Source organism: Streptomyces sp. RKND-216, assembly GCF_004795255.1.
Taxonomy (GTDB): Bacteria; Actinomycetota; Actinomycetes; order Streptomycetales; family Streptomycetaceae; genus Streptomyces; species Streptomyces hazeniae.
Genome location: NZ_SSBQ01000002.1, coordinates 5,286,288 through 5,306,830, shown reverse-complemented (window position 1 = coordinate 5,306,830; position 20,543 = coordinate 5,286,288). Strand labels below are relative to the sequence as shown.

Genomic DNA, 20,543 nt, shown 5'->3' with positions numbered 1-20,543 from the left:
GTGCCGCCGAGCAGGGCACCCAGGCCGTAGACCGCGCCTCCCCCTGCCAGCACCGCCAGGCCCCCGATCACTCCGGCGCCCTGAGCACCTGCCGCCGGTCCGGCCCCTGCTCGCGCGAGACTGCTGTTCCACGACGCACCGTCCCGGTCCTTCTCGGAGTCCTGCACGGGAAACCCGGGCGACGGCAGCGGTTCCTCCACTCCGACCGTCCAGGACCTACTGCGTAGACAGCCGGACAACGCGTGTGCCAGCCGGGGGTCAGCGCCGGAGCTTCCTCCGCAGGGCCAGTAGGGCGCCGATGGTTCCCTGCCGGCGCGCAAGCCGCGCGTAGACGTCGGTCAGCGCGGCGTGCCAGGGGCCATCGGCGTACGTGGGGTACGGGTGGACAGTCCTGGCGTACTGCGAGGGCGTCCAGCCGAGCCGTACCGCCGTCGCCAGGTGCGCGATGGTCTCCCCGGCCCGTGGCGCCACGACCGTCGCGCCGACGATCTTCCCACGCGGGCTGAGCACCAGGGTGGTGAAGCCCTCCGTACGGCCGTCGACGACTGCGCGGTCGACCCTGTCGTGTTCCAAGGAGACGACTCGCACCTTCTCGCCCCGCCGGGCGCGTGCCTCGTCGGCGGTCGGCCCGACCCGGGCGATCTCAGGGTCCGTATAGGTGACCGCGGGCACCGCGTCGTCATCGATCCGGCGCCGCACGCCGAGCAGCGCATCCGTGGCGGCGGCCCCGCCTTGCACCCCGCCCAAGTGGGTGAAGGCGGACCGGCCGGTGACGTCCCCGGCCGCATAGATGTGCGAGTTGCTCGTACGCAGTCGGGTATCGACCTGGACGTCGCCGCGGTCGGTCAGTGCCACGCCGGCCGCCTCTACGCCGAGTCCCGCGGTGTCGGCGCGGCGCCCGGTGACGGCGAGCAGGGCGTCGAAGGGAACCGGGCCACCCGGCCCGTACAGGGCGCCATCGTCCACCTTTTCGGCCCGGTAACCCGTCAGCACGGTGGCGCCCTCTTCCTCCAGTCGCTCGCGTACGGCCCGTGAAGCGCCGGGCTCCTCTCGTGGCAGCAGCCGGTCCATCGCTTCGACCAGGGTCACCTTCGCACCAAGCCGGGCGAACGCCTGGCCCAGTTCGCACCCGATGGGTCCACCGCCCAGCACCGCCAACCGTCCGGGCAGTTCGGACTGCTGCCATACAGTGTCGCTGGTCAGCGGATTGGCCTCGGCCAGGCCGGGGATCGGCACCAGGGCCGGGGACGAGCCGGTGGCGATCACCGCGTATCGGAAGGAGACCCGCCGGTCACCCACAGCGAGGGTACGCGGCCCCGTGAACTCGGCCGGACCATGGGCGACTTCCACACCGAACGGGCGGAGTGCCTCGGGCGAATCGTGCGGTTCGATCGCCGCGATCGCCTGCCTCACGTGGATCATGGTCGCCCGGAGGTCGGCGGCCCCGGAGACGGCCGGGAACCCATAAGCGCCGACGCGGCGGCCGGCCTGCACCTCCGCCGCCGCATGCAGCAGCGCCTTACTGGGCACACACCCCGTCCACAGGCAGTCACCGCCCAGCCGGTCCCGCTCCACCAGGAGGGTGCGCGCACCGAATCGTCCGGCGGTACGTGCCGCCGTCAGTCCGGCGCTGCCGGCGCCGATAACCACCAGGTCGTATGCGCTCATGATGCGGGCAATCCTCCGGTCCAGGGTTCGGGACGCCGACACGTGCGACCCGATCGGTACGCACGGGGAACCCCCGTTCACGGCCTCCGCCTTCCATCCAACAGGCTTCGGGCGAAGAGCGCCCGTCACTGAACCTGCCGGGCTCCACACCCTCAGCGCGTCACGGGGAATGCCGCATCCGTCGATGCGGGTTTCGGCCCTGGCGACTCGGTGGGAGACGACCGTCGGGGCTTCGCCCGCACGGAGAGCCCTCCCCTCGGGTTGCCCCCTGTTCACACCCCCGCGGTCGCCCGCCGGAACCGTGCAGACACCGAAGGTCAGCAGAGAAAGGGGAAGACCGCGATGGACGAGCAGCAATGGCGGCGCTACATCGCCGCCTACCACGGCGCCCGGCCGGGCATCACCGAACGGTTGTTCCAGCAGGCCGACTCCGACCCGCACGCGTGGCTGGCCGAATCTCTTCTGCCGGCGCAGGGAACGGTACTCGACCTCGCCTGCGGTACGGCGCCCACCCGCCCACTGCTGCCGGACACCGACTGGATCGGCGTCGACTCGTCCGAGGAAGAACTCGCCGAAGCCGCCATGCGGCAGCGCGGGCCGCTGCTGCGCGCCTCCGCCGACGCCCTGCCCATCGCCTCCGGAAGCATCGGAGTCGTCAGTGCGGCGATGTGTCTGCCCGTCCTCACCCCGCTGTCGCGTGTCCTGGAAGAAATCCGACGTGTTCTACAGCCAGGCGGCACGCTGGCTGCACTGGTCCCCGCCCAGTCGGGCCTGTCCCTCACCGGGTTGCTCGGCTGGGGCCGGGTGATGCTCCCCCTGCGGACGCCGCACCAGCCGTGGCCCAATCCGCAGGCCCGCGACGGACTCTCCGCACTGCTGAGTGAGTCGGGCTTCCGCGTCCGCTCCGACGAACGTCGGATCTTCGCCCTCCGCATCGAATCACATCACGCCGCGGCCCTCCTGATCGACGCCCTCTACCTGCCGCACGTCACGCCCGATCGGACGGAGGCCGCCCAGCGTTCTCTCGCTGGCTGGGCGCGCCCGGGACGACGACTGCAACTGCCCCTGCGCCGAGTCGTCGCCGAGCTCGCCGCCCCTCGGCCAACCTGAACACGGCGGAAGACGGGAGCAGGTGAGCCACCGAGCTGTAACCCTCCCCTGCCACCGGGACGTCCGAAGGCGACCGCTGCCCGCGTCACAGTGCACGCGGGCAGCAACTCGGTGGACTGGTCTGGGCCTTGGACCGGCAGCACACTGTGTGCGATCGAGCCGGCGGCGTCCGGGAGGACGCCTGGGCGTCAGCTTTCGAGCGGCGGCGCGGCGGGGACGTCGAGGTCGGTGCGGACGTAGTGGTTGAAGTAGTTGGTGTAGAGGTTCACGGCGACGTGTGCGAAAGCCTCTGTGGCGCGGGGGCGGTGTCGACGGTGTGCACGGGAATCCGGGGCATGCGACTCTCCTTCTGGAGCGTGGTCGTGCGGTTGTCGCCGGGGAACCCAGTGGGCGGACGGATGTATTCCGCTTCGGTGCCGTCGTTCCGAGCAGTGTTGTCGACGTGCCCGCCGGGACTCGCCGTGTGGTGCGGGCCACCTACCGGCGGGCAGGCTGCCGCTGCTTGGCGACCCTGCCCAGCGGCGACGGGAGTGGAGCGGCCGGTCCGGGGCAGTGGCCTTGGCACGTCGGCAAAGGAGTTCAAGGAGTCCGGAGATGGAGTCCGGGTCATCTCCGACGCCGCTGGAACCAGGTGGCCGGGGACGCTCGCCAGGCCCGAGCATCTCGCACACAACGTGTACTAAAGCGGTGCCGGACGTGGTCGCGGGCGCCTGCGGCTACTGCGCCAGGGTGTTCGAGGCCGAGTGCGGTGTGACGAGCGCGCAGGTCCACCTGCTCGACGGGTGCGAGGGGCACCCGAGCATGCGCGGCCTGGTGTCCGGGGGCTACCAGGTCATCTCCTCACCTTCTGAGCGGGCCGGAGGGCTTGCCGGTCGGCGTCACCACTTCTTGGCCGGCTTCTTCTCCCGTGTACCTTCGACGGTCACTCCGTTCCAGAACGCCACATGGTTCTTGATCCGGCGGGCGAAGGGTGACGGGTGCGGGTAGTACCAGGCCGCGTCGGGGTTCGGTTGGCCGCCGGTGCTGACGGTGTAGTAGCGGGCGACGCCCTTCCATGGGCACAGGGACCGGGTGGGGCTGTCACTGAAGTACTCGCGGTGCAGTGATTCCGGGGGGAAGTAGTGGCTTCCTTCGATCACTTTGGTGCGGGGTGTCTCGGCGATCACTGCGCCGTTCCAGATCGCGCGCATCATGGCACGAAGCTCCTCGTCCATCGGGGGTTGGGCGGTCCGCGAAGCGCGGACCTTCGGGCACGGTCAGGGGCGGGGGCGATCGCTCCTGGCCGTGGTCGGTGTGGCGGTGAGGCGGTCGGCGAAGCGGCGCAGCCGGACTTCGGCCAGGTGGACGGGGCCGCGCTGGGGGCCGTTCCGCAGGGAGTGCTTGATCAGGCGCAGCGTTTCGGCCTGCTCACTGCATGTCCAGCACCGTGCCAGGTGCGCGACGAATCGGGCGCCGCGTGTGCCGGCCAGCTGATCGTCGACGTAGGGTTCAACGAGGCCACGCAGCCGCAGATGGCGCAGCACCTCCTGGCACTCGGCCCAGTTCTGCCGCGATCGCCGCAAGCTCGTTGCCTTCATACATCCGGAACCCGTCATGAGCGCGGCACATTCCACGGGACTGCGGCGCTTGCCCGTCCTCAGGTCTGGCGGGACCGTGGCCATGACGGGGGTGATGGTGATGGGCATGGTCGTCCACCTCGTGGTCATGGGCACCGTCGTGTTCGGGCTGCTTCACGCGGCACGCTTCCACCGGACCGACCCGGCCACCTGGCTTGCGGGACAGGTGATCGGGCTCGTCCACGGTCTCGCGGTGGGCGTGATGGCGATGCCCGTAGTGGACGCGGTCCCCCGGGAACGAGCGGGACCGGCGGGGGTTTCCGGCTGGACGCACTGGGCTTCATGGGCGGCGGGTACGGGCAAAGGCACGCCGGTGGACCTGCTGGTCGGCCACCTGCTCTACGGCGTAGTGGTCGCCCTGGTCTGCGCCGCCCTGGTGTGAACCCGTTCGCCGCGGGGGCGAAACCAGGGTCCGGGGTACGCGTGCGGAATACCCATGATGAGCGAGAAGGAGTGGCGCGATGGCACAGGACACCGATGTGGTGGTGATCGGCATGGGAGTGGGCGGCGAACACGTCGCCGGGCGGCTGACCGACGCGGGGCTGGACGTCGTCGCCGTGGAGGCGGAGCTCCTCGGCGGTGAGTGCCCGTACTGGGCGTGCATCCCCAGCAAGATGATGATCCGAGGCGGAAACCTGCTCGCCGAGACCCGCCGCGTTCCCGGCATGGCCGGACAGGCCACCGTCGCGCCGGACTTCGGCCCGGTCGCGGCACGCATCCGCGACGAAGCGACCACCGACTGGGACGACCAGATCGCCGTCGATCGGTTCACCGACAAGGGCGGAACCTTCGTGCGGGGGCACGGACGGCTGACCGGCCCCGGCCGGGTAGAGGTCGACGGACAGGAGTTCGCAGCCCGGCGCGGGGTGGTGCTCGCCACCGGTAGCGCCCCGCAGGTCCCGCCGGTTCCCGGCCTGGCGGACGTGCCCTTCTGGACCAACCGCGACGCGGTATCGGTCAAAGAACCGCCCGCGTCGCTGCTCGTCCTGGGCGGCGGCGCCGTCGGTCTCGAGCTCGCCCAGATCTTCGCTCGCTTCGGCACCAGGGTCACCCTCCTCGAAGCCGTGCAGCGACTGGCTCCCACGGAGGAACCCGAGGTCGGTGACCTGCTCGCCGACGTGCTGCGTGCGGAGGGAGTCACGGTTCGGACCGGGGCGACGGCCACCGGGGCACGCCATTCCGGCGCCGCCTTCCACCTCTCCCTCGAGGACGGTGAGGAGGTGAGCGGTCAGCGCCTGCTGGTGGCCACCGGCCGGCGCCCGCGGCTGACGGGCCTCGGCCTGGAGACCGTGGGCCTCGACCCCGATGCCCGCGCCCTTGACGTCGACGGTCGGCTGCGGGCCGCACCCGGGGTGTGGGGCGTGGGCGACCTCACCGGACGCGGACTGTTCACCCACGTGGCGATGTATCAAGGAGAGATCGCAGCGCGCGACATCCTCGGCGAAGGGGGCCCGGACGCCGACTACCGCGCCCTGCCCCGGGCCACCTTCACCGACCCCGAAGTCGGCTCCGTGGGCCTGACCGAACATCAGGCCCGGGAACAGGGCCTGCGCGTGCGGGTCGGCGTCGCGCAGCTGCCGTCCTCCGCGCGGGGCTGGATCCACAAGGCGGGCAACGAGGGCTTGATCAAACTCGTTGAGGACGCCGACCGTGGCGTCCTGGTCGGCGCCACCTCCGTGGGGCCCGCCGGAGGCGAGGTCCTCTACGGCCTCGCCGTCGCCGTACAGGCCGAGGTCCCGGTCGACGGCCTGCGGCACATGATGTACGCCTACCCCACCTTCCACCGCGCGGTGGAAGACGCCCTCAACGCCATGCCCAACGGCTGAGCCGAAGGCCCCATTCGTGGGACGCCTCAGCCGGCACGCGGTGTCGCTCCCGGTCACTGAGCCGCCGCAGCACCATCCTCCTACTCCTCCTCCGTCAGCGCCGGCGTCCGGGTCCGTCTTGAGCGGGCGGACGTCGTCCCCGCTGCGTGGATCGCAGCGGCGTGCCGTGGCCCACACACGGCCACGCCGAGCAGGATGAGCGCACCCACGGCCGCCGGGATCGCCGTAGGAGGCAGGCCGTCGAGCCAACTCGTCACGGCGCTCCCTCCGCCCGACCGGTTGCGGGCACCAGTTCAGCGGGCGGAGGGGGAGGGGCGTCAGCCTTCGGCTGCTCGGGGTGCCCCCCCTCCCTCACCCGGCTTCTGCCCATCGCGCAGCAGCGAGGCACCGAATCCGCGCAGGCGTTCGAGCGCCTCTTCGTCCGGGGTTCCCCGGCGGGCCAGCGCCCTCTTGATCTCGTGGTAGGTGGCCGCCTCCAGTCCGCACCGGCGGCAGTCCTCCAGATGGCGTGCCACCCGGCGGGCGGTGACCTCGTCGGCTTCGCCGTCCAGGTAAGCCTGGAGGACCCGGGTGACCTGCAGGCAGTTCATCCGGCTCTGCGCGGGATCACGCCATTGCCACAACCGGGGGTTCATCGCATACCTCGCTTCGGAGCCAGACCGGCGCCCGCCAGGCGCACCCTTATCCGCTTGCGTGCCCGGTGCAGCCGGCTCATCACGGTGCCTTCCGGCACGTCCAGCAACTGCGCGGCCTCCTCATAGCTCAGGCCGTCGATGTCCACCAGACGTACGACCTGCTGGTGTTTGAGCGGCAGAGCGGCAAACGCGGCCTCAACGACCTCGTCGAAGACCTCGCCGACCACCACCTGCTCGGGCGTCTCCTCCGGCCCCGACGGGGCCTCGGCCAGGCGGTCCAGATCGGCGTCCGGATCATCCAGCAGATGAGGCCGTCGTCTGCGGTGCCGGTTGATCTCGGCCCGCCGCATGATCGTGAGTAGCCACGCCCGCGGGTGCCGGCCGTCGAAACGCTCGACCGACTTGTAGGCCCGCAGCAGTGTTTCCTGCACCAGATCCTCGGCATCGGCCTGTTGTGCCGTCAAGGTCATCGCCACCCGCAGCAGGACCTCCACCTCCGGCAGGACATACCGGGCGAAGGCCCGCTGGCGCTCCTGGTCCGCGTACGGGTCCGGACGTGCGGCTCTCTGTTCCACAGCACGGAAACCCCCGCGGCCCCGGCCCACATTCCCTTTCCGTCCTTGCCGGTGACGTGGGTGAAAGCACACCGCGGTGATAGGCGCCCCGTGGTCAGGCACTACGGCCATGCGCGTGCCGACAGGCAGACCCTCGAGCTGGCCACCCGGCGGTTCCGGCGCGCCGCGATCCTCGGCGGCGGGCGCACCTCAGCCGAATGTGTCCACGCAGCGATCTCTCAGTCGATGGGATCGGTCCACCTGTCCGGCCTGGTCGACTGCGGGTACGTGTCCGCCGCCGCGACGGTCGCGAAGCGGTGTGGTTCCTTCCGCGACAGTGGGCCGGTTCGAACTTTTCTCCGATGAGATGTCTCTTGGATTCAGCGCATCCCAGAGCTCTTCCGCTTCCGCCTTCTTGAGATCCCCATCCGAAAGCGGGCTTCCGGGACCCCGCGGCCCGCACGGGGGTTCCCGCACGGGCCGTTGACGCGTGGTGTGGACTGCCGTCAGTCCTGGAAGACCAACGGCTCGTCGTACGGCTCCGGGGACAGGAAGCCACCGAAGTTCGCCTCGACCTGGGCGGCCTCCGCGGCGTTCGGGTGGGCGTTGGTGCAGCCCGCACCGCCGGTGGAACCAGACATCAGGCTGGAGCACGGGCCGGGCTTGATGTCCGGGAGGCCAAGGATGTGGCCGAACTCGTGCGCGGCGATGCGGACGGGAAGGTGTCCCTCGGCCGTTGCCTGGCGGCCCATGTAGACGATGCCGTTGCCGAGGCTGGTGGTGATGGCGCGCGGCCAGCCGTTGTCGGCGATGACCTCGATGTTGGCCGGACCGCCGGGCTGAGCGGCCACGAGCTCGACGTTGTCGACGCTCTCGTTCCAGTTGGCGGCGCCCTGGTGGACGGCGTCGACGAATTCGGCGGCGGCGCTGACATCGTAGGTGACGGTGGTGGCGGCGAACTCGTTCTGCGCGGGAGCGGCGACGGCCTGGCCACCCAGCAGGGTGCCCACCATCAGGACCGCGGCGGAACATGCGCGCACTGCTGTGCCGAACGACATGTACGGCCTCCTCGTGGGGGTAGGGGCCCAGAGCCGAAGGCCGACGACCCTAGGCATGTACATGCCTTTATAGCGCGGGCCGGCTACGCACCGCGAGAGCGCGAACCGGCCGGAGGGCCGTCAGCACGGGCGACCCGTCGGCCCCATACGGCTTGCGGGGCAGAGGAGTTGATCAGCCGTCAGACTCGGGTCTGGTGTCCCTGCGGGTACGGCGGGCAGGGTCGGCCCCGACGTCACGCGAACCAGCGGGCGGCGGCCTCGTAGAGGGTGGACGGGCTGCTGTTGAAGGCGATGGCGGCGTCGGATGCGCGCCGCCGGATCAGGTGGATCACCAGCTCGAGAAGTTCGACGCGCTCGTCCGAGTGCCGCAGGCCACCGCCGGCCGTGACGCACTCCCACCTACGGGCTCGCAGCGCGTCCCCGACGACCGCTTCCACGTCGTCGCTCCCGTCGAGGCCGATGAGGCAGGTCTCCGCGCCCACGCCGTGTGTGGCGAACTCGGGCAGTCCCGCCTCGATCGCCCTGACCACCGACTCGGGGTCCCACGGCCCGGGGACCCGGCGCGGATCGAGTCCGATGGCCAGGACGCGAGGTGATGCCGCGCTCATGGACGGACGATACGCGCAGCGCCGTACGCGCCGCGGTCGCCGCTACCGAGCGGTGGTCCCGGGTGTGCGGAACTGGCGGCGCAGGTAGGCGTCCCACGCCCGGCTGCCCAGCAGGCGGCGGGTGTGGATCAGGACCCGGGCGGCGGGCGTGACGACGTAGCGGTGGCGGGGGCGCCGGGCGGTCAGCGCGCGGTGCACCGCGCGGGCGACCGGTTCGGGGCCCGCGGCCAGCGTGGAGCCGTAGGTGCGGGTCATCCGGTGCTCGACGGCGTCGGCGAGCGGCCGGTACGGGCTGCGCGGGGAGGTGGCGGCGGCCAGGGTGTCGCCCGCGGTCGCACCGAAGCCGGTGCGGATCAGGCCCGGTTCGACGAGGGAGACGGATATGCCGAAGGGCGTCACCTCGTGCCGGAGCGCGTCGGAGAAGGCCTCCACCGCGTACTTGCTGGCGTGGTAGGCGCCGCCGAGCGGGAAGACCAGGCGGCCGCCCATGGAGGAGATGTTCACGATCCGCCCCCGCCCCGCCTCGCGCATGTGGGGCAGGACGAGCTGGGTCAGGCGGACCAGCCCGAAGACGTTGGTCTCAAACTGTGCCCGCAGCTGATCCGGCGACACCTCCTCGACCGCGCCGTACGCGCCGTAGCCCGCGTTGTTCACCAGGGCACCCAGGCCGCCGTGCTCGGCGGTGATCTCCCGCACCGCCGTCCGCAACGACTCTTCGTCGGTCACGTCGAGTCGCAGCGTGCGGCAGCCCGCGTCCTCGAGTGCACCCAGGGCCTCGGGGCGGCGTGCCGTGGCGTAGACGGTCATGCCGCCGGCGGCCAGACGTGCTGCGGTGGAGGCGCCGATGCCGCCGGCCGCGCCGGTGATCAGCACGGGTCCGTGGGGGTCGCTCATGCGGTCTCCTCAAGCGGGGCGAGCAGGAGGCGGACGGTCTCGTTGAGGAGCCGCTCCGCCCGGTCCGGGTGGTCGAGGTCGTGTTCCAGGCCGCGGGTCAGCGCCAGCAGCACCTCGGCGAGCTCCTGCGCACTCAGGGGCGAGGCCGAGGCCAGCGGCGCGAGCACGCCGGTGAGGATTCCGGCGAGTCCCGCAAGCAGAGCGTCCTGCCCGGGGGCGGTGGAACGGTCGTGCTCGGCGAGGATCTCCCGCGCGTGCGGCGAGTCCCGGTGGACGGAGGCGACGAGACGCAGCTTGACGGCGAGCACGGCGACGGTCTGCTCCACCGGCCCGTCGTGCGCGCCGGAGGCGGCCGCCGCCTGGTCGACGGCGCGCGCGAACATGCGCTCCCGTACACGGGCGAACGCGTCCTCCTTGCTTCGGACGTACTGGTACAGCGAGGAACGGGACATGCCCGCCTCACGGGCGATGTCCTCCATCGCCGTGCGCTTCACTCCGTAGCGGAGGAACGCGGCGAGCGCCGCGTCCAGTACGAGGTCGAGTCGGGGTGACATACTGACACTCTACGCAGAGAGTGTCAGTATGTCTAGGTGCGGTCTTCGAGAAGCACGGCGACGTCGCCCGCCGCGAGGCACAGCGGATCGTGGTACTCGCCGGTGAGGAGGTCCCTGCCGCGCACGGCGATGCTCGCCTCCGACGGTGTGTGGTTGAGGAGGAAGAGGTAGGAGCGGTCGCCGGAGACACGGCGCACGGCCTCGACTCCCGGCGGCACAGGGGCCGCCGGACGGACCCCGGCGTGACGCAGCAGGTGGCCGAGGGTCTGACGCAGCGGCTCAGGGGTCAGGCGGGTGGCCACGTACCACGCGGTCCCGGAGCCGCGGGTGTGGCGGGTGACGGCAGGCTGTCCGGGTGCAGGGCCGCCCTCGGGCGTGTGCGCGAAGCTGCGGTGGACCTCCGCGCCCCGGGGCTCGATGCGCTCGGCCCAGGTGGTGGCGCGGGAGCCGTCGTCCAGGCTCAGGAACCGGCCGGGGTGCAGTGGAAGGTACTCGTCCACGGCCAGCCCGAGCAGGTCGCGCAGCGCCCCTGGGTGGCTGCCGGGGTGAATGCGGTCGTCGGCGTCGACGGCTCCGCTGAAAAAGCCGAACGCGGCGTGTCCGCCGCCCTGGACGTAGGCGTGCAGCCGCTTCGCGTCGTCGTCGGCGAGCAGGTAGAGGCCCGGTGCCAGGACGGCCCGGTAGCCCTCCAGCGGAGCGGACGGCGGGACCAGGTCGCAGGTGATGCCCAGGGACCACACGGCGGCGTACCAGTCGTGCACGAGATCGGGGTAGCGCAGGTGCGACGAGGGCCGGGCCGGCAGTTCCAGGGCCCACCAGGCGTGCCAGTCGAAGAGCACCGCGACGTCGGCCACCGTCCGCGAGCCGCGCACCTCGGCGAGCTTCCGCAGGTCGCGGCCGAGCGCGGCGACCTCGCGCCAGACACGGGTGCCGGTGCCGCCGTGCGGGAGCATCGCGGAGTGCCACTTCTCCGCCCCGGTCCGTGACTGGCGCCACTGGAAGAAGAGGGCGCCGTCCGCTCCCCGGGCGAGGTGGGCCAGGGTGTTGCGCCGCATCTCCCCCGGCTGCTTGGCGATGTTGACGGGCTGCCAGTTGACGGCGGATGTGGAGTGCTCCATCAGCAGCCAGGGGTGGCCGTCCGCCATGCCGCGGGCCAGGTCGGCGTTGAGAGCGAGTCCGACATGGGCGTCCGGGTCGGCGGCGGTGAGGTAGTGGTCGACTGCGACGAGGTCGCAGGCCTCGGCGAAGGCGAAGCCGTCGACCTTCTTCTCCAGGGTGCCCATGAGGTTGGTGGTGACCGGCGTGCCGGGGCTGTGCGCGCGCAGCAGGGCGGTCTCCGCACGGTGCCGGTGGAGCAGGGCGTCCGAGGAGAAGCGCCGGAAGTCGAGTTCCTGGGTGGGGTTGCCGAACGCGGTGGTGCCGCGGGGCGGGACGATCTCCTCCCAGTCGCCGTAGCGCTGGCTCCAGAAGTCGGTGCCCCAGGCGTGGTTGAGGCCGTCGAGGGTGCCGTAGCGCCGGCGGAGCCAGTCCCGGAAGGCGGCGGCGCTGGTGTCGCAGTAGCACAGGGCGTTGTGGTTGCCCCATTCGTTGTGGACGTGCCAGAGGGCGAGCGCGGGGTGGTCGGCGTAGCGCTCGGCGAGCGCGGTGACGACGCGGTCGGCCGCCGCGGCGTACGCCGGGTGGCTGGGGCAGAAGGCCTGGCGGGAGCCGTGCCAGAGGCGGCGGCCGTCCGCGGTGACGGGGAGCGCGCCGGGGTGGGCGCGGGCGAACCACGGCGGCGGGGCCGCCGTCGGAGTGGCGAGGTCGACGGCGACACCGTGTCCGTGGAGGAGGTCCAGGACGCGGTCGAGCCGGTCCCAGTCCCACACGCCGGGGCGCGGTTCGATGTGCGACCAGGCGAAGACACCGACGGTGACCAGGTTGACGCCCGCCTCCCGCATGAGGCGGGCGTCCTCGGGCCAGACCTCCTCGGGCCACTGCTCGGGGTTGTAGTCGCCGCCGTAGGCGAGGCCGCCGAGCCGCTCGCCGACGGCGTGGAGGGGGTGGGCGCCGGGCACGGAAGCGGTCACGACTTCACCGCCCCGGCGGCGAGTCCGGCCCGCCAGTAGCGCTGCAACAGCAGGAACGTCACCACGATGGGGAGGACGGAGACCAGCGATCCGGCGATGGTCAGCGTCTGGAGCTCGGGGAGGCGGCTGATCTGGGACTGCCAGGTGAACAGGCCGAGGGTGACCGGGTAGAGCCGTTCATCCTGCAGCATGATCAACGGCAGCAGGAAGTTGTTCCAGATGACCACGAACTGGAAGAGGAAGACCGTCACCAGGGCGGGCGCCATCATGCGGAGCGCCACGGCGAAGAAGATGCGTCCCTCCCCCGCGCCGTCGATGCGTGCGGCCTCGATCACCTCGTCGGGAACGGACGCGGCGGCGAAGATGCGCGACAGGTAGACGCCGAATGGGCTGACGATGCTGGGGAGGAAGACCGACCAGTACGTGTCGGTGGCGCCGGCCTCGGAGAAGAGCAGGAACAGCGGGAGCGCCAGGGCGGTGGCGGGCACCAGGACGCCGCCGAGGACGACGGAGAAGACGGCCTCGCGGCCGCGGAAGCGGTACTTGGCGAGCGCGTAGCCCGCCATCGCGGCGAGAAGGGTGCCGAGGGCTGCGCCCGCTCCGGCGTACAGGAGGCTGTTGAGCAGCCAGCGGCCGTACACGCCGCCGTCCTGGTTGAACAGCGCGGTCAGGTTCGCCGTGAGGTGCCAGTCCGCGGGCAGCAGGCCCGGGGTGCCGATCAGGTCCGGCTGGCTCTTGGTGGCGGAGACCAGCAGCCAGTAGACGGGCAGCAGCATGTAGCAGGCGACGACGACCATGAAGGCGACGGCGAGGACCGTCGACCGGCGGTCCCGGGCGCGCTGTACGCGCGGCGAGGTGCCGGGCGGGTGGGCGCCGGCGGTGCGTGTCAGGAAACTCATGCGCCCCTCCTGCCGGTGAACTTGAGGAAGCCGAAGGACAGCACGAACGTGGCCAGTGCCAGGACGACCGACATGGCGGCCGCCTCGCTGTAGTTGTCGGCGGCGGCCAGCGAATAGGCGGCGAGGTTCGGGGTGTAGGTGCTGGTGACGCTGGTGGATATGGCACGGAAGACCTGCGGCTCGGTGAAGAGCTGGAGCGTGCCGATGATGGAGAACACCGCGGTGAGGATCAGCGCCGGTCGGACGATGGGCACCTTGATGCGCAGGGCGACGGTCCAGCCGCCGGCGCCGTCCGCCCGTGCGGCCTCCAGGACGTCCTGCGGCACGGCCTGCAGGGCGGAGTAGATGATCAGCATGTTGTAGCCGGTGTAGGTCCAGGTGACGACGTTGCCGATGGACCACAGCACGGCGCCGGGGGCGAGGAGGTCGGGGCTGGTACCGAGGTCGCGGAGCACGTCGACGACGGGCGAGAGCCGCGGGTCGTAGAGGAAGGCCCACATCAGGGCGGCGACGACGCCAGGGATGCCGTAGGGCACGAAGTAGACGACACGGAAGAACTTCTTCAGCCGCGCCACACCGGAATCGAGCAGCAGGGCCAGCGAGAGGGCGAGGAGGAGCATCAGGGGGATCTGCACGATGCCGAACAGCAGTACGCGGCCCACCGAGGCCAGGAAGGCGTCGTTGCCGAGGACCTCCGCGTACTGCTCGAAACCGGCGAAGACGGTGGTCGTACGGCCGAACGTGCCGCCGACGCGCTCGGTCCTGTGGAGCGACTGCCAGAAGGCGTAGCCGACGGGCAGCAGCGTGAAGAGGACGAAGGGAACGAGGAAGGGGGCGAGGAAGAGCAGCGGGGCGAGGGAGCGGCGCCGGCGTCCGGTGGGCGCGGGCGCCGCTCGTCGCGGGGCGGCGGATGTCACGGAGGGCCCTTTCACCCGTCAGTCGGCGACATTCAGGGACTGTTCGCGCAGCGACTCGGCGGTCCGGCGGTCGGTCTCCGCGAGGACGTCGCCCAGGGTCTTCTCGCCGCCCGTCACCGCCGCGGTGCCGTCGCTCAGGTGGCGGTAGGTGTCGGTCATGGTGGGACCCCAGGTGAACTCGGTGTCGACGTTGCGGGAGGCCTGCGCGAAGACGTCGAAGATCTTCTGGCCGTCGTAGAACTCGACGGGCTTCTGCAGGGCTGGCAGGTCGAGGCCGGCGGTGGCGGCGGGGTACAGGCCGCCCTCGCGGTTGAGAATCCGCAGGGCCTGCGGGTCGGTGTTGAGCCAGGTCGCGAACTGCGCCGCCTCGTGCGGGTGTTCGGTCCCGGCGAGTACGGCGGTGGTCGAGCCTCCCCAGTTGCCGGCGCGCTGCTGCCCTTCGGACCACTGGGGCATCGGTGCCACCGCCCATGCGCCCGCGGTCCTGCCGGCGTTGTCGCGGATGGTGCTGTAGCCCCAGGCGGCACCGATCCAGGTGACCACCTCACCGGAGTTCCATGCCTTGTACAGGGCGGGCGAGAAACCCTGGAGGTCGGTGGCGACGAGTTCGTCGTCGATCAGGCCCTGCCAGAACTCGGCGACCCGGCGGCTCTCCGGCCGGTTCACCGTGACCCTCCAGGTGTCGTCCTGCCGCTGGAACATCTCGGCGCCGTTCTGCCAGAACAGGCCGGCGAGCCAGTTGGGGTCGGTCTGGGAGAAGTGGGTGATGTACCGGTCGCCGTCCGCCTTCTGCACGGTGCGGGCCGCCGCCTCGTACTCCTGCCAGGTGGCGGGGGGTTCCAGGCCGAGGCGGTCGAAGACGTCCTTGCGATAGAACAGCGCCATCGGCCCGGTGTCCTGCGGGATCGCCCACACGCCGTCCTGGCCGCCCTCGCCGAAGGTGACCTGCGACCACGTCCAGTCGACGAACTCGGCCTCGGCCCGCTGCACCGGCTCGCAGGCGGCGATGTCCCGGAGTCCCTGCTTGAGCCGGAAGTTGGCGAGCGAGTCGTACTCGACCTGTCCCAGGTCCGGCGCCTCGTCCGCCTTCAGGGCGTTGGACAGCTTCTGGTAGGCGCCCGCGTTGCCTGCGGGGGTGGTGCGCAGTTTCACGCGGATGTCGGGGTGCTGCCGGTTCCACAGGTCGACGGCCTGCTGCATGCCGGGGACCCAGGACCAGTACTCCAGGGTCACCTCGCCCTCGGCCGGGGTGCACGAGGTGTCCGCGTTCGTCTCGCCCGCGTCGTCCGTCCCGGCGCAGCCCGACAGGCCGGCCAGCAGCAGGGCGAGTGCCGGGGCGAGCAGACGGCGTGAGCGCGGAAGTCGCCTTCGGTGGGTCATCGGTTCTCCTCATCCCTGGGTCACTCGGCTCTTCGGCGGACCGGCGCTCCGGCCTGGACCGATGCCGGACCGGTCGAGGCGGGCACCGTGCGGTGACTGGCGTACGCAATCGATTGCGTGCCGGGTAGCCAAACACAAAGACGGCAGCGGGGCTAGGGTCTGTCCGGCGGATCATGGTCGGAGCCACAATCGGATAGCTGCGGCTGTGACGGTGCCGTGGAAGACGTAGGCCCTCTTGTCGTAGCGGGTGGCCACGGCTCGGGAGTTCTTGAGCCTGTTGATGGTGCGTTCGACTTCGTTGCGGCGCTTGTAGTTCTCGCGGTCGAAGCCGGTGGGCCTGCCGCCTCGGCTGCCGCGCCGTTTTCGGTGGCCGCGCTGGTCCTTCGGTTCCGCAATCGTGTGCTTGATGTGGCGTCTTCGCAGGTAACGGCGGTTGCGGCGGGAGCTGTACGCCTTGTCCCCACCGAGGTGGTCCGGCCGGGTTCGTGGGCGGCCACCGTGAGGGCGGGGAATGCTGATGCGCTCCAGGACCTCGATCATCTGGGGCGCGTCGCCGAACTGGCCCGGCGTGACCAGCATGGCCATGGGGCGGCAGCCGCCTTCTCCGACGAGATGGATTTTGCAGGTCAGGCCGCCCCGGGACCGTCCAAGTCCCTCGTCGGGGCGGTGATGCCGGGGCGTCGTTCTTTTTTCGGGATGCGTGGCTTCCTCTTGCGTGCCCCGGCCGCGTGCTGGTGAGCCCGGCAGGAGGTCGAGTCGACGCTGACCATGCTCCAGTCGATCCGGCCGGCCAGGTCGGCGTCGGCCTGGACGGCACGCAGGATTTGGTCCCACGTGCCGTTCGCGGACCAGCGCCGGTGCCGTTCGTAGACGGTCTTCCAGCTGCCGTACCGCTCCGGTAGATCACGCCACGGTATGCCCGTGCGCAGTCGGAACAGGATCCCGTTGATCACCTGCCGGTGATCGATCCACCTGCCTCCACGACGCCCCGTCGTCGGTAAGTGCGGCTCCAGCCGGGCCCACTCCGCATTACTCAGATCACCCCGCCCCATGCCGAGCACAACGAGCCATCAACCCGAAAGTCACATGATCCGCCGGACAGGCCCTAGTGCTGTGGCCGGGAAGGTTTACCGGGAAGCTCGCGGCACCTGGTGCATGGGGTCTCCCCAGGTCCGCCAGGACCTGGGGAGACATCGCAAGGCGGAGGATCGCAGCTCGTACTTGTCCGTACTCGCGCGATGCGACAACGGTGGGGGCACCCCCGTGCCCGAAGTGCCACGGGGAGAGGTGCCGTGCCAGGCGTCGCGAGCCGGTGAACCTTCCCGGCCACAGCACTGGGTGTCTACGGGAAGTCGCTACGCCGTGAGCGGGGGCCGGATGCGGCGGAGTTTCAGGCCGAGGCGCGTGGCACCCAAGTGGTCGCGACGCGCACCGTACGGGCTGCGGACCTGCCGTCGAGCCTGCTCAGCAGCAGCCGGGCACAGGACCGGCCGACCTCGATCGCGGGGTAGCGGACAGTGCTCAGGCGGGGCCGGACCAGGGAGGCGAACTCGATGTCGTCGTGACCCGTCAGGGCGACGTCGCCGGGGACGTCGACGCCCAGCTCCTCGGCTTTCTCCAGGGCGCCGACCGCCGTGACGTCGTTGACGCAGAACACCGCGTCCGGGGGCTTCGGAAGGCCCATCAGGGCCTCGAAGGCGGCGGCGCCGGCCTCGCGGGTGTGCTCGCCGGGGACGACGTACGGATCGGCCAGCGTCAGCCCGAAACGCCCGGCCTCGGCGCGCAGCACGTCGAGGCGGGGGTCGCCGCCGGTGACGTCGCGGGGACCGGCGATCATGCCGACCCGGCGGCGGCCCGCCGCGGTGATGTGCGCGAGCGCGTCGCGGAAGGCTGCGGCCGAGTCGGGGGCCACGTGGTCCACGTCGCCGAACCGGACGTCCGCGCTGACGACGACGGGGATGCCCGCGTCGGCCAGCGGGCCCAGGTCGTCCGGCCCGATGCGGAAGGGGGTGATCACCACTCCGGCCATCCGCTGCTCCACTGCCTCCTCGAGGAAGGCACGCTCCTCGTCGCGCTGGGCGAGGGAGGAGCCGACGACGAGATGGTAGCCCGGGCCGCGCAGCGACTCCTGCAGGCCACGGGCGAGTTGGGCGTAGAAGGGGTTGGCGAGGTCGGGCACGACCAGCGCGACGATCGTGGACCGCCCGGTGCGCAGGTTGCGGGCGACGGTGTTGAGGGTGAAGCCCAGATCGGCGACGGCCTTCTCCACCGCGCGGCGCGTGTGCGGGGCGACCGGCCGTTTGCCGCTGAGCACGTAGGAGACGGTGGTCACCGAGACTCCCGCAGCGCGCGCGACGTCGCTCATGGTGACCGGTTGCGGCACCCGTCTTCCTCCCTCGGGACAGGCGACCACCTTACGTCACCTGCTTTCTCGGCACGGTCGCCACCGGCCTTCGGGTCAGGGGGCGCGCCACCGTCCGGGGCCGGCGGCAGCGCGACCTGGTCTGGGTGGTCTGCGCGAGGAGAGGTTCCCGGTCGTCGGTGAGGTCGTTCTGCACCACGATCAGCGTCCGGCCGACGTGCAGCGGGCGGGCGGTGGCGCGGACGGTGCCGGAACGGACGGCGCGGAAGAGGTCGGTCCTGGTCTCGATCGTGGCGGTGCCGGCAACGGTCGCCGAGGACCGCCGGAATCCTGAAGTGGTAGGAGACCCGGGGTGATCAGAAGAGGGGACCGAGCCAGTCGCGCTCCACCGCGAGGGACACCGCGAAGACGAGGACGTCCGCGGTTCCCAGGGCGAGTCCCAGCCGCGCGCGGCCGCCGAGCGTGGTGTCGCGCCGCAGTGCGAGGACGCCCAGCACGATCGCGACCGGGCCGAGGCAGATGGGCAGAACCACGAGGCCGACCAGGCCGAGGACGAACGCCGCGTTCGCCATGCCGTCGGGTCGGCGCAGGCCGGTGTCGCGCCGCGCGGTGTCGTCCATGGCGTACTCCAGGATCGGGCTCCCTGCGCCGGCCGCCGGCCGACATGACTGAGAAGCGTAACGCCGGAATCCGCGTGCGTAACGCGGACCGCCTTCTCGTAGGGATATCACCAGAGGCGGCATGCGCCGCTCCCGTTGCACGCGGCCCTCCGGGGGCGGCCCCGCTGGGAGGGCCCGCCCCTGGATGTGGTGGATGGTCAGGCGAGGGCGGTCGCGCGGGTGGGTTCCGGCCCGCGGGCGGCGGCGCGGTCGTCGTGGTTGGGGCGGCGGAGGAGCAGGAGGACGCAGCCGAGGGTCAGCAGCACCTGGAAGACGGCGTAGGCGATCACAGCGGTGATCGAACCGGTCCGGTTGAGCAGGAACTGGCCCATGATCGGGGTGGTGCCGCCGAGCAGCGTGCCGCAGAGCTGGTAGCACAGGGAGATGCCGGTGTAGCGCAGGTGGGCGGGGAAACGGCTGGCGAGCATGCCGGCGAGTGCGGCGTAGTAGAGGCAGTGCGGCACGGTCGCCACGACGACGCCGAACATCGCCAGCCCGTAGTTCTCGCTGCGGATGAGCAGGAACATCAGGGGCATCAGCACGATCTCGGGCAGCAGGATGAGCGTGACCGCCTTCGACCAGCTCCTCATCCTGGTGACGATGAGGGCACCGAAGGGCTGCACGACGATCTGCACCAGGGTGGCGACCAGAATGATCGTCAGGAAGTCGCTGCGTTCGAAGTTCAGGGCGGAGGTGGCCCAGGACAGGGCGAACGTCGTCTTGAAGTAGGTGGCGGACAGCCCGATGGTGCAGGCTCCGATCCCGAGGACGATGAGCGTGGGGTGCTTCCGCAGAATCTCGGACAGCGGCACCCGGGCGGCCTGCTTCTTCTCGATGACCTGGGCCATGGCCGGGGATTCGGCGACCTTGAGCCGGACGACGAGGCCGACGACGACGAGCACGGCCGACGCGAGGAAGGGGATGCGCCAGCCCCACGCGAGGAAGTCGTCGTCGGGGAGTTGGCTGATGAGCAGGAAGCTCAGGGTGCTGAGGCTGTTGCCGACGGGCGAGCCCTGCTGGGCGAACGCCCCGTAGAGGATGGATTTGCCCCGGGGCGCGTGTTCGGAGGCGATGAGGACGGAGCCGCCCCACTCCCCGCCGAGGCCGATGCCCTGGATCATGCGGATGGTGACCAGCAGGATCGGCGCCGCGACGCCGATGGAGGCGTAGCCAGGGAGCAGCCCGATCAGCGTGGTCGATATGCCCATCATGAGGAGCGTGATGACCAGGGTCTTCTTGCGGCCGAGCCGGTCGCCGAAGTGACCGAAGACGATCCCCCCGAGGGGGCGGGCGAGGAAGCCGACCCAGAAGGTGGCGAAGGCGACGAGCGTGCCGACCGGGCCCTCGAGTTCGGGGAAGAAGACCTGGTCGAAGACCAGGGCGGCCGCGGTGCCGTAGATGTAGAAGTCGAACCATTCGATCGTCGAGCCGACGAAGGCTCCGATGCCCGCACGCCCGGCCGTCCTGCGCCGTTCGCGGGCGGCTTGTGCCGCACTCATGCTCGCTCCCATCGGCGTCGTGGGGAGGGGCGGTGCGGGGCCGGGTGGAGCCGGCGGGCGCCCGCCTCGGAAGGTGATGGCGGTAACCGTGCCAGTCGGCACCGAGACGGGTCCAATACTGAATCGCTGATGCAGTGAGACGCTCTCCGTCTCACTGCCGACGGGATTCGGCCACGGACAGGGCGCCCTGGACGCGGCCGGCACGACACGCGGCCGCCCGCCGGCGAGGGTGCCG

At 71.1% G+C, this 20,543-nt stretch carries 20 protein-coding genes and 1 pseudogene; 3 read left to right on the top strand and 18 right to left on the bottom strand.

The window, feature by feature from the left end; genetic code table 11:
* Positions 1-258: 258 nt before the first annotated feature.
* Positions 259-1,668: an FAD-dependent oxidoreductase gene (locus tag E4198_RS23350; protein WP_136184889.1), complete on the bottom strand. Its 1,410-nt coding sequence runs from the start codon at positions 1,666-1,668 to the stop codon at positions 259-261.
* A 342-nt stretch (positions 1,669-2,010) separates the two neighbouring features.
* Here E4198_RS23350 and E4198_RS23345 point away from each other — a divergent pair, with 342 nt between their 5' ends.
* The gene (locus E4198_RS23345; protein ID WP_136184888.1) at positions 2,011-2,778 is read left to right on the top strand and encodes a class I SAM-dependent methyltransferase; all 768 of its coding nucleotides are present in this window, start codon (positions 2,011-2,013) and stop codon (positions 2,776-2,778) included.
* Positions 2,779-3,656: 878 nt separating this feature from the next.
* Here E4198_RS23345 and E4198_RS23335 read toward each other — a convergent pair.
* Positions 3,657-3,971: a DUF427 domain-containing protein gene (locus E4198_RS23335; protein ID WP_136184887.1), complete on the bottom strand. Its 315-nt coding sequence runs from the start codon at positions 3,969-3,971 to the stop codon at positions 3,657-3,659.
* Between the two features lie 63 nt (positions 3,972-4,034).
* Entirely contained in the window at positions 4,035-4,463 is a 429-nt protein-coding gene (locus tag E4198_RS23330) for a hypothetical protein (protein ID WP_247597813.1), read from the bottom strand.
* Here E4198_RS23330 and E4198_RS23325 point away from each other — a divergent pair.
* The gene (locus E4198_RS23325) at positions 4,462-4,776 is read left to right on the top strand and encodes a hypothetical protein (RefSeq protein ID WP_136184886.1); all 315 of its coding nucleotides are present in this window, start codon (positions 4,462-4,464) and stop codon (positions 4,774-4,776) included. The two genes, E4198_RS23330 and E4198_RS23325, sit on opposite strands and share 2 nt — an antisense overlap.
* A gap of 79 nt (positions 4,777-4,855) precedes the next feature.
* On the top strand, positions 4,856-6,220 hold the full coding sequence (locus tag E4198_RS23320) for an NAD(P)/FAD-dependent oxidoreductase (protein ID WP_136184885.1): 1,365 nt from the start codon (positions 4,856-4,858) through the stop codon (positions 6,218-6,220).
* Between the two features lie 317 nt (positions 6,221-6,537).
* On the opposite strand, the gene E4198_RS23315 is transcribed toward E4198_RS23320, so the two are convergent.
* The 15 genes and pseudogenes from E4198_RS23315 to E4198_RS23240 all read right to left on the bottom strand — a co-directional run bounded on the left by E4198_RS23315 (position 6,538) and on the right by E4198_RS23240 (position 20,308).
* Entirely contained in the window at positions 6,538-6,855 is a 318-nt protein-coding gene (locus E4198_RS23315; protein WP_247597812.1) for a zf-HC2 domain-containing protein, read from the bottom strand.
* Positions 6,852-7,349, bottom strand: a complete 498-nt coding sequence (locus E4198_RS23310) for a sigma-70 family RNA polymerase sigma factor (protein WP_247597811.1) — start codon at positions 7,347-7,349, stop codon at positions 6,852-6,854. The genes E4198_RS23315 and E4198_RS23310 overlap by 4 nt, the downstream gene beginning before the upstream one ends.
* A 566-nt stretch (positions 7,350-7,915) precedes the next feature.
* Positions 7,916-8,467, bottom strand: coding sequence for a snapalysin family zinc-dependent metalloprotease (locus E4198_RS23300; protein WP_136184883.1), 552 nt, complete (start codon positions 8,465-8,467; stop codon positions 7,916-7,918).
* 233 nt (positions 8,468-8,700) lie between these two features.
* Positions 8,701-9,075: a hypothetical protein gene (locus E4198_RS23295; RefSeq protein WP_136184882.1), complete on the bottom strand. Its 375-nt coding sequence runs from the start codon at positions 9,073-9,075 to the stop codon at positions 8,701-8,703.
* Positions 9,076-9,117: 42 nt separating this feature from the next.
* Positions 9,118-9,969 carry an oxidoreductase gene (locus tag E4198_RS23290; protein WP_136184881.1) on the bottom strand — a complete coding sequence of 284 codons (852 nt, stop codon included), beginning with the start codon at positions 9,967-9,969 and terminating at the stop codon, positions 9,118-9,120.
* A complete protein-coding gene (locus E4198_RS23285) occupies positions 9,966-10,523 on the bottom strand; it encodes a TetR/AcrR family transcriptional regulator (protein WP_136184880.1) in 558 nt (185 codons plus the stop codon). The genes E4198_RS23290 and E4198_RS23285 overlap by 4 nt, the downstream gene beginning before the upstream one ends.
* A 32-nt stretch (positions 10,524-10,555) precedes the next feature.
* Positions 10,556-12,592 carry a beta-galactosidase gene (locus tag E4198_RS23280; RefSeq protein ID WP_247597810.1) on the bottom strand — a complete coding sequence of 679 codons (2,037 nt, stop codon included), beginning with the start codon at positions 12,590-12,592 and terminating at the stop codon, positions 10,556-10,558.
* A complete protein-coding gene (locus E4198_RS23275) occupies positions 12,589-13,491 on the bottom strand; it encodes a carbohydrate ABC transporter permease (RefSeq protein WP_136184879.1) in 903 nt (300 codons plus the stop codon). Before E4198_RS23275 ends, E4198_RS23280 begins: the two co-directional genes overlap by 4 nt.
* Positions 13,488-14,408 (bottom strand): sugar ABC transporter permease, encoded by a 921-nt coding sequence (locus E4198_RS23270; protein ID WP_210732887.1) that lies wholly within the window; start codon positions 14,406-14,408, stop codon positions 13,488-13,490. The genes E4198_RS23275 and E4198_RS23270 overlap by 4 nt, the downstream gene beginning before the upstream one ends.
* An 18-nt stretch (positions 14,409-14,426) precedes the next feature.
* The gene (locus tag E4198_RS23265; protein WP_136184877.1) at positions 14,427-15,788 is read right to left on the bottom strand and encodes a sugar ABC transporter substrate-binding protein; all 1,362 of its coding nucleotides are present in this window, start codon (positions 15,786-15,788) and stop codon (positions 14,427-14,429) included.
* A 171-nt stretch (positions 15,789-15,959) separates the two neighbouring features.
* Positions 15,960-16,840 (bottom strand): IS5 family transposase gene (locus E4198_RS23260; RefSeq protein WP_136184876.1). Its coding sequence is split into 2 segments (ribosomal slippage): positions 15,960-16,480 and positions 16,480-16,840, totalling 882 coding nucleotides; the frame shifts between segments, so codons are not numbered across the junction.
* Between the two features lie 338 nt (positions 16,841-17,178).
* A complete protein-coding gene (locus tag E4198_RS23255) occupies positions 17,179-18,171 on the bottom strand; it encodes a LacI family DNA-binding transcriptional regulator (protein WP_247597809.1) in 993 nt (330 codons plus the stop codon).
* Between the two features lie 31 nt (positions 18,172-18,202).
* Positions 18,203-18,442, bottom strand: a pseudogene (locus tag E4198_RS23250) (hotdog domain-containing protein); the annotation flags it as partial.
* 64 nt (positions 18,443-18,506) lie between these two features.
* Positions 18,507-18,770: a DUF4190 domain-containing protein gene (locus tag E4198_RS23245; protein ID WP_136184875.1), complete on the bottom strand. Its 264-nt coding sequence runs from the start codon at positions 18,768-18,770 to the stop codon at positions 18,507-18,509.
* Positions 18,771-18,967: 197 nt separating this feature from the next.
* Complete coding sequence (locus E4198_RS23240; protein ID WP_136184874.1) at positions 18,968-20,308, bottom strand: MFS transporter; 1,341 nt, start codon at positions 20,306-20,308, stop codon at positions 18,968-18,970.
* Positions 20,309-20,543 lie beyond the last annotated feature (235 nt).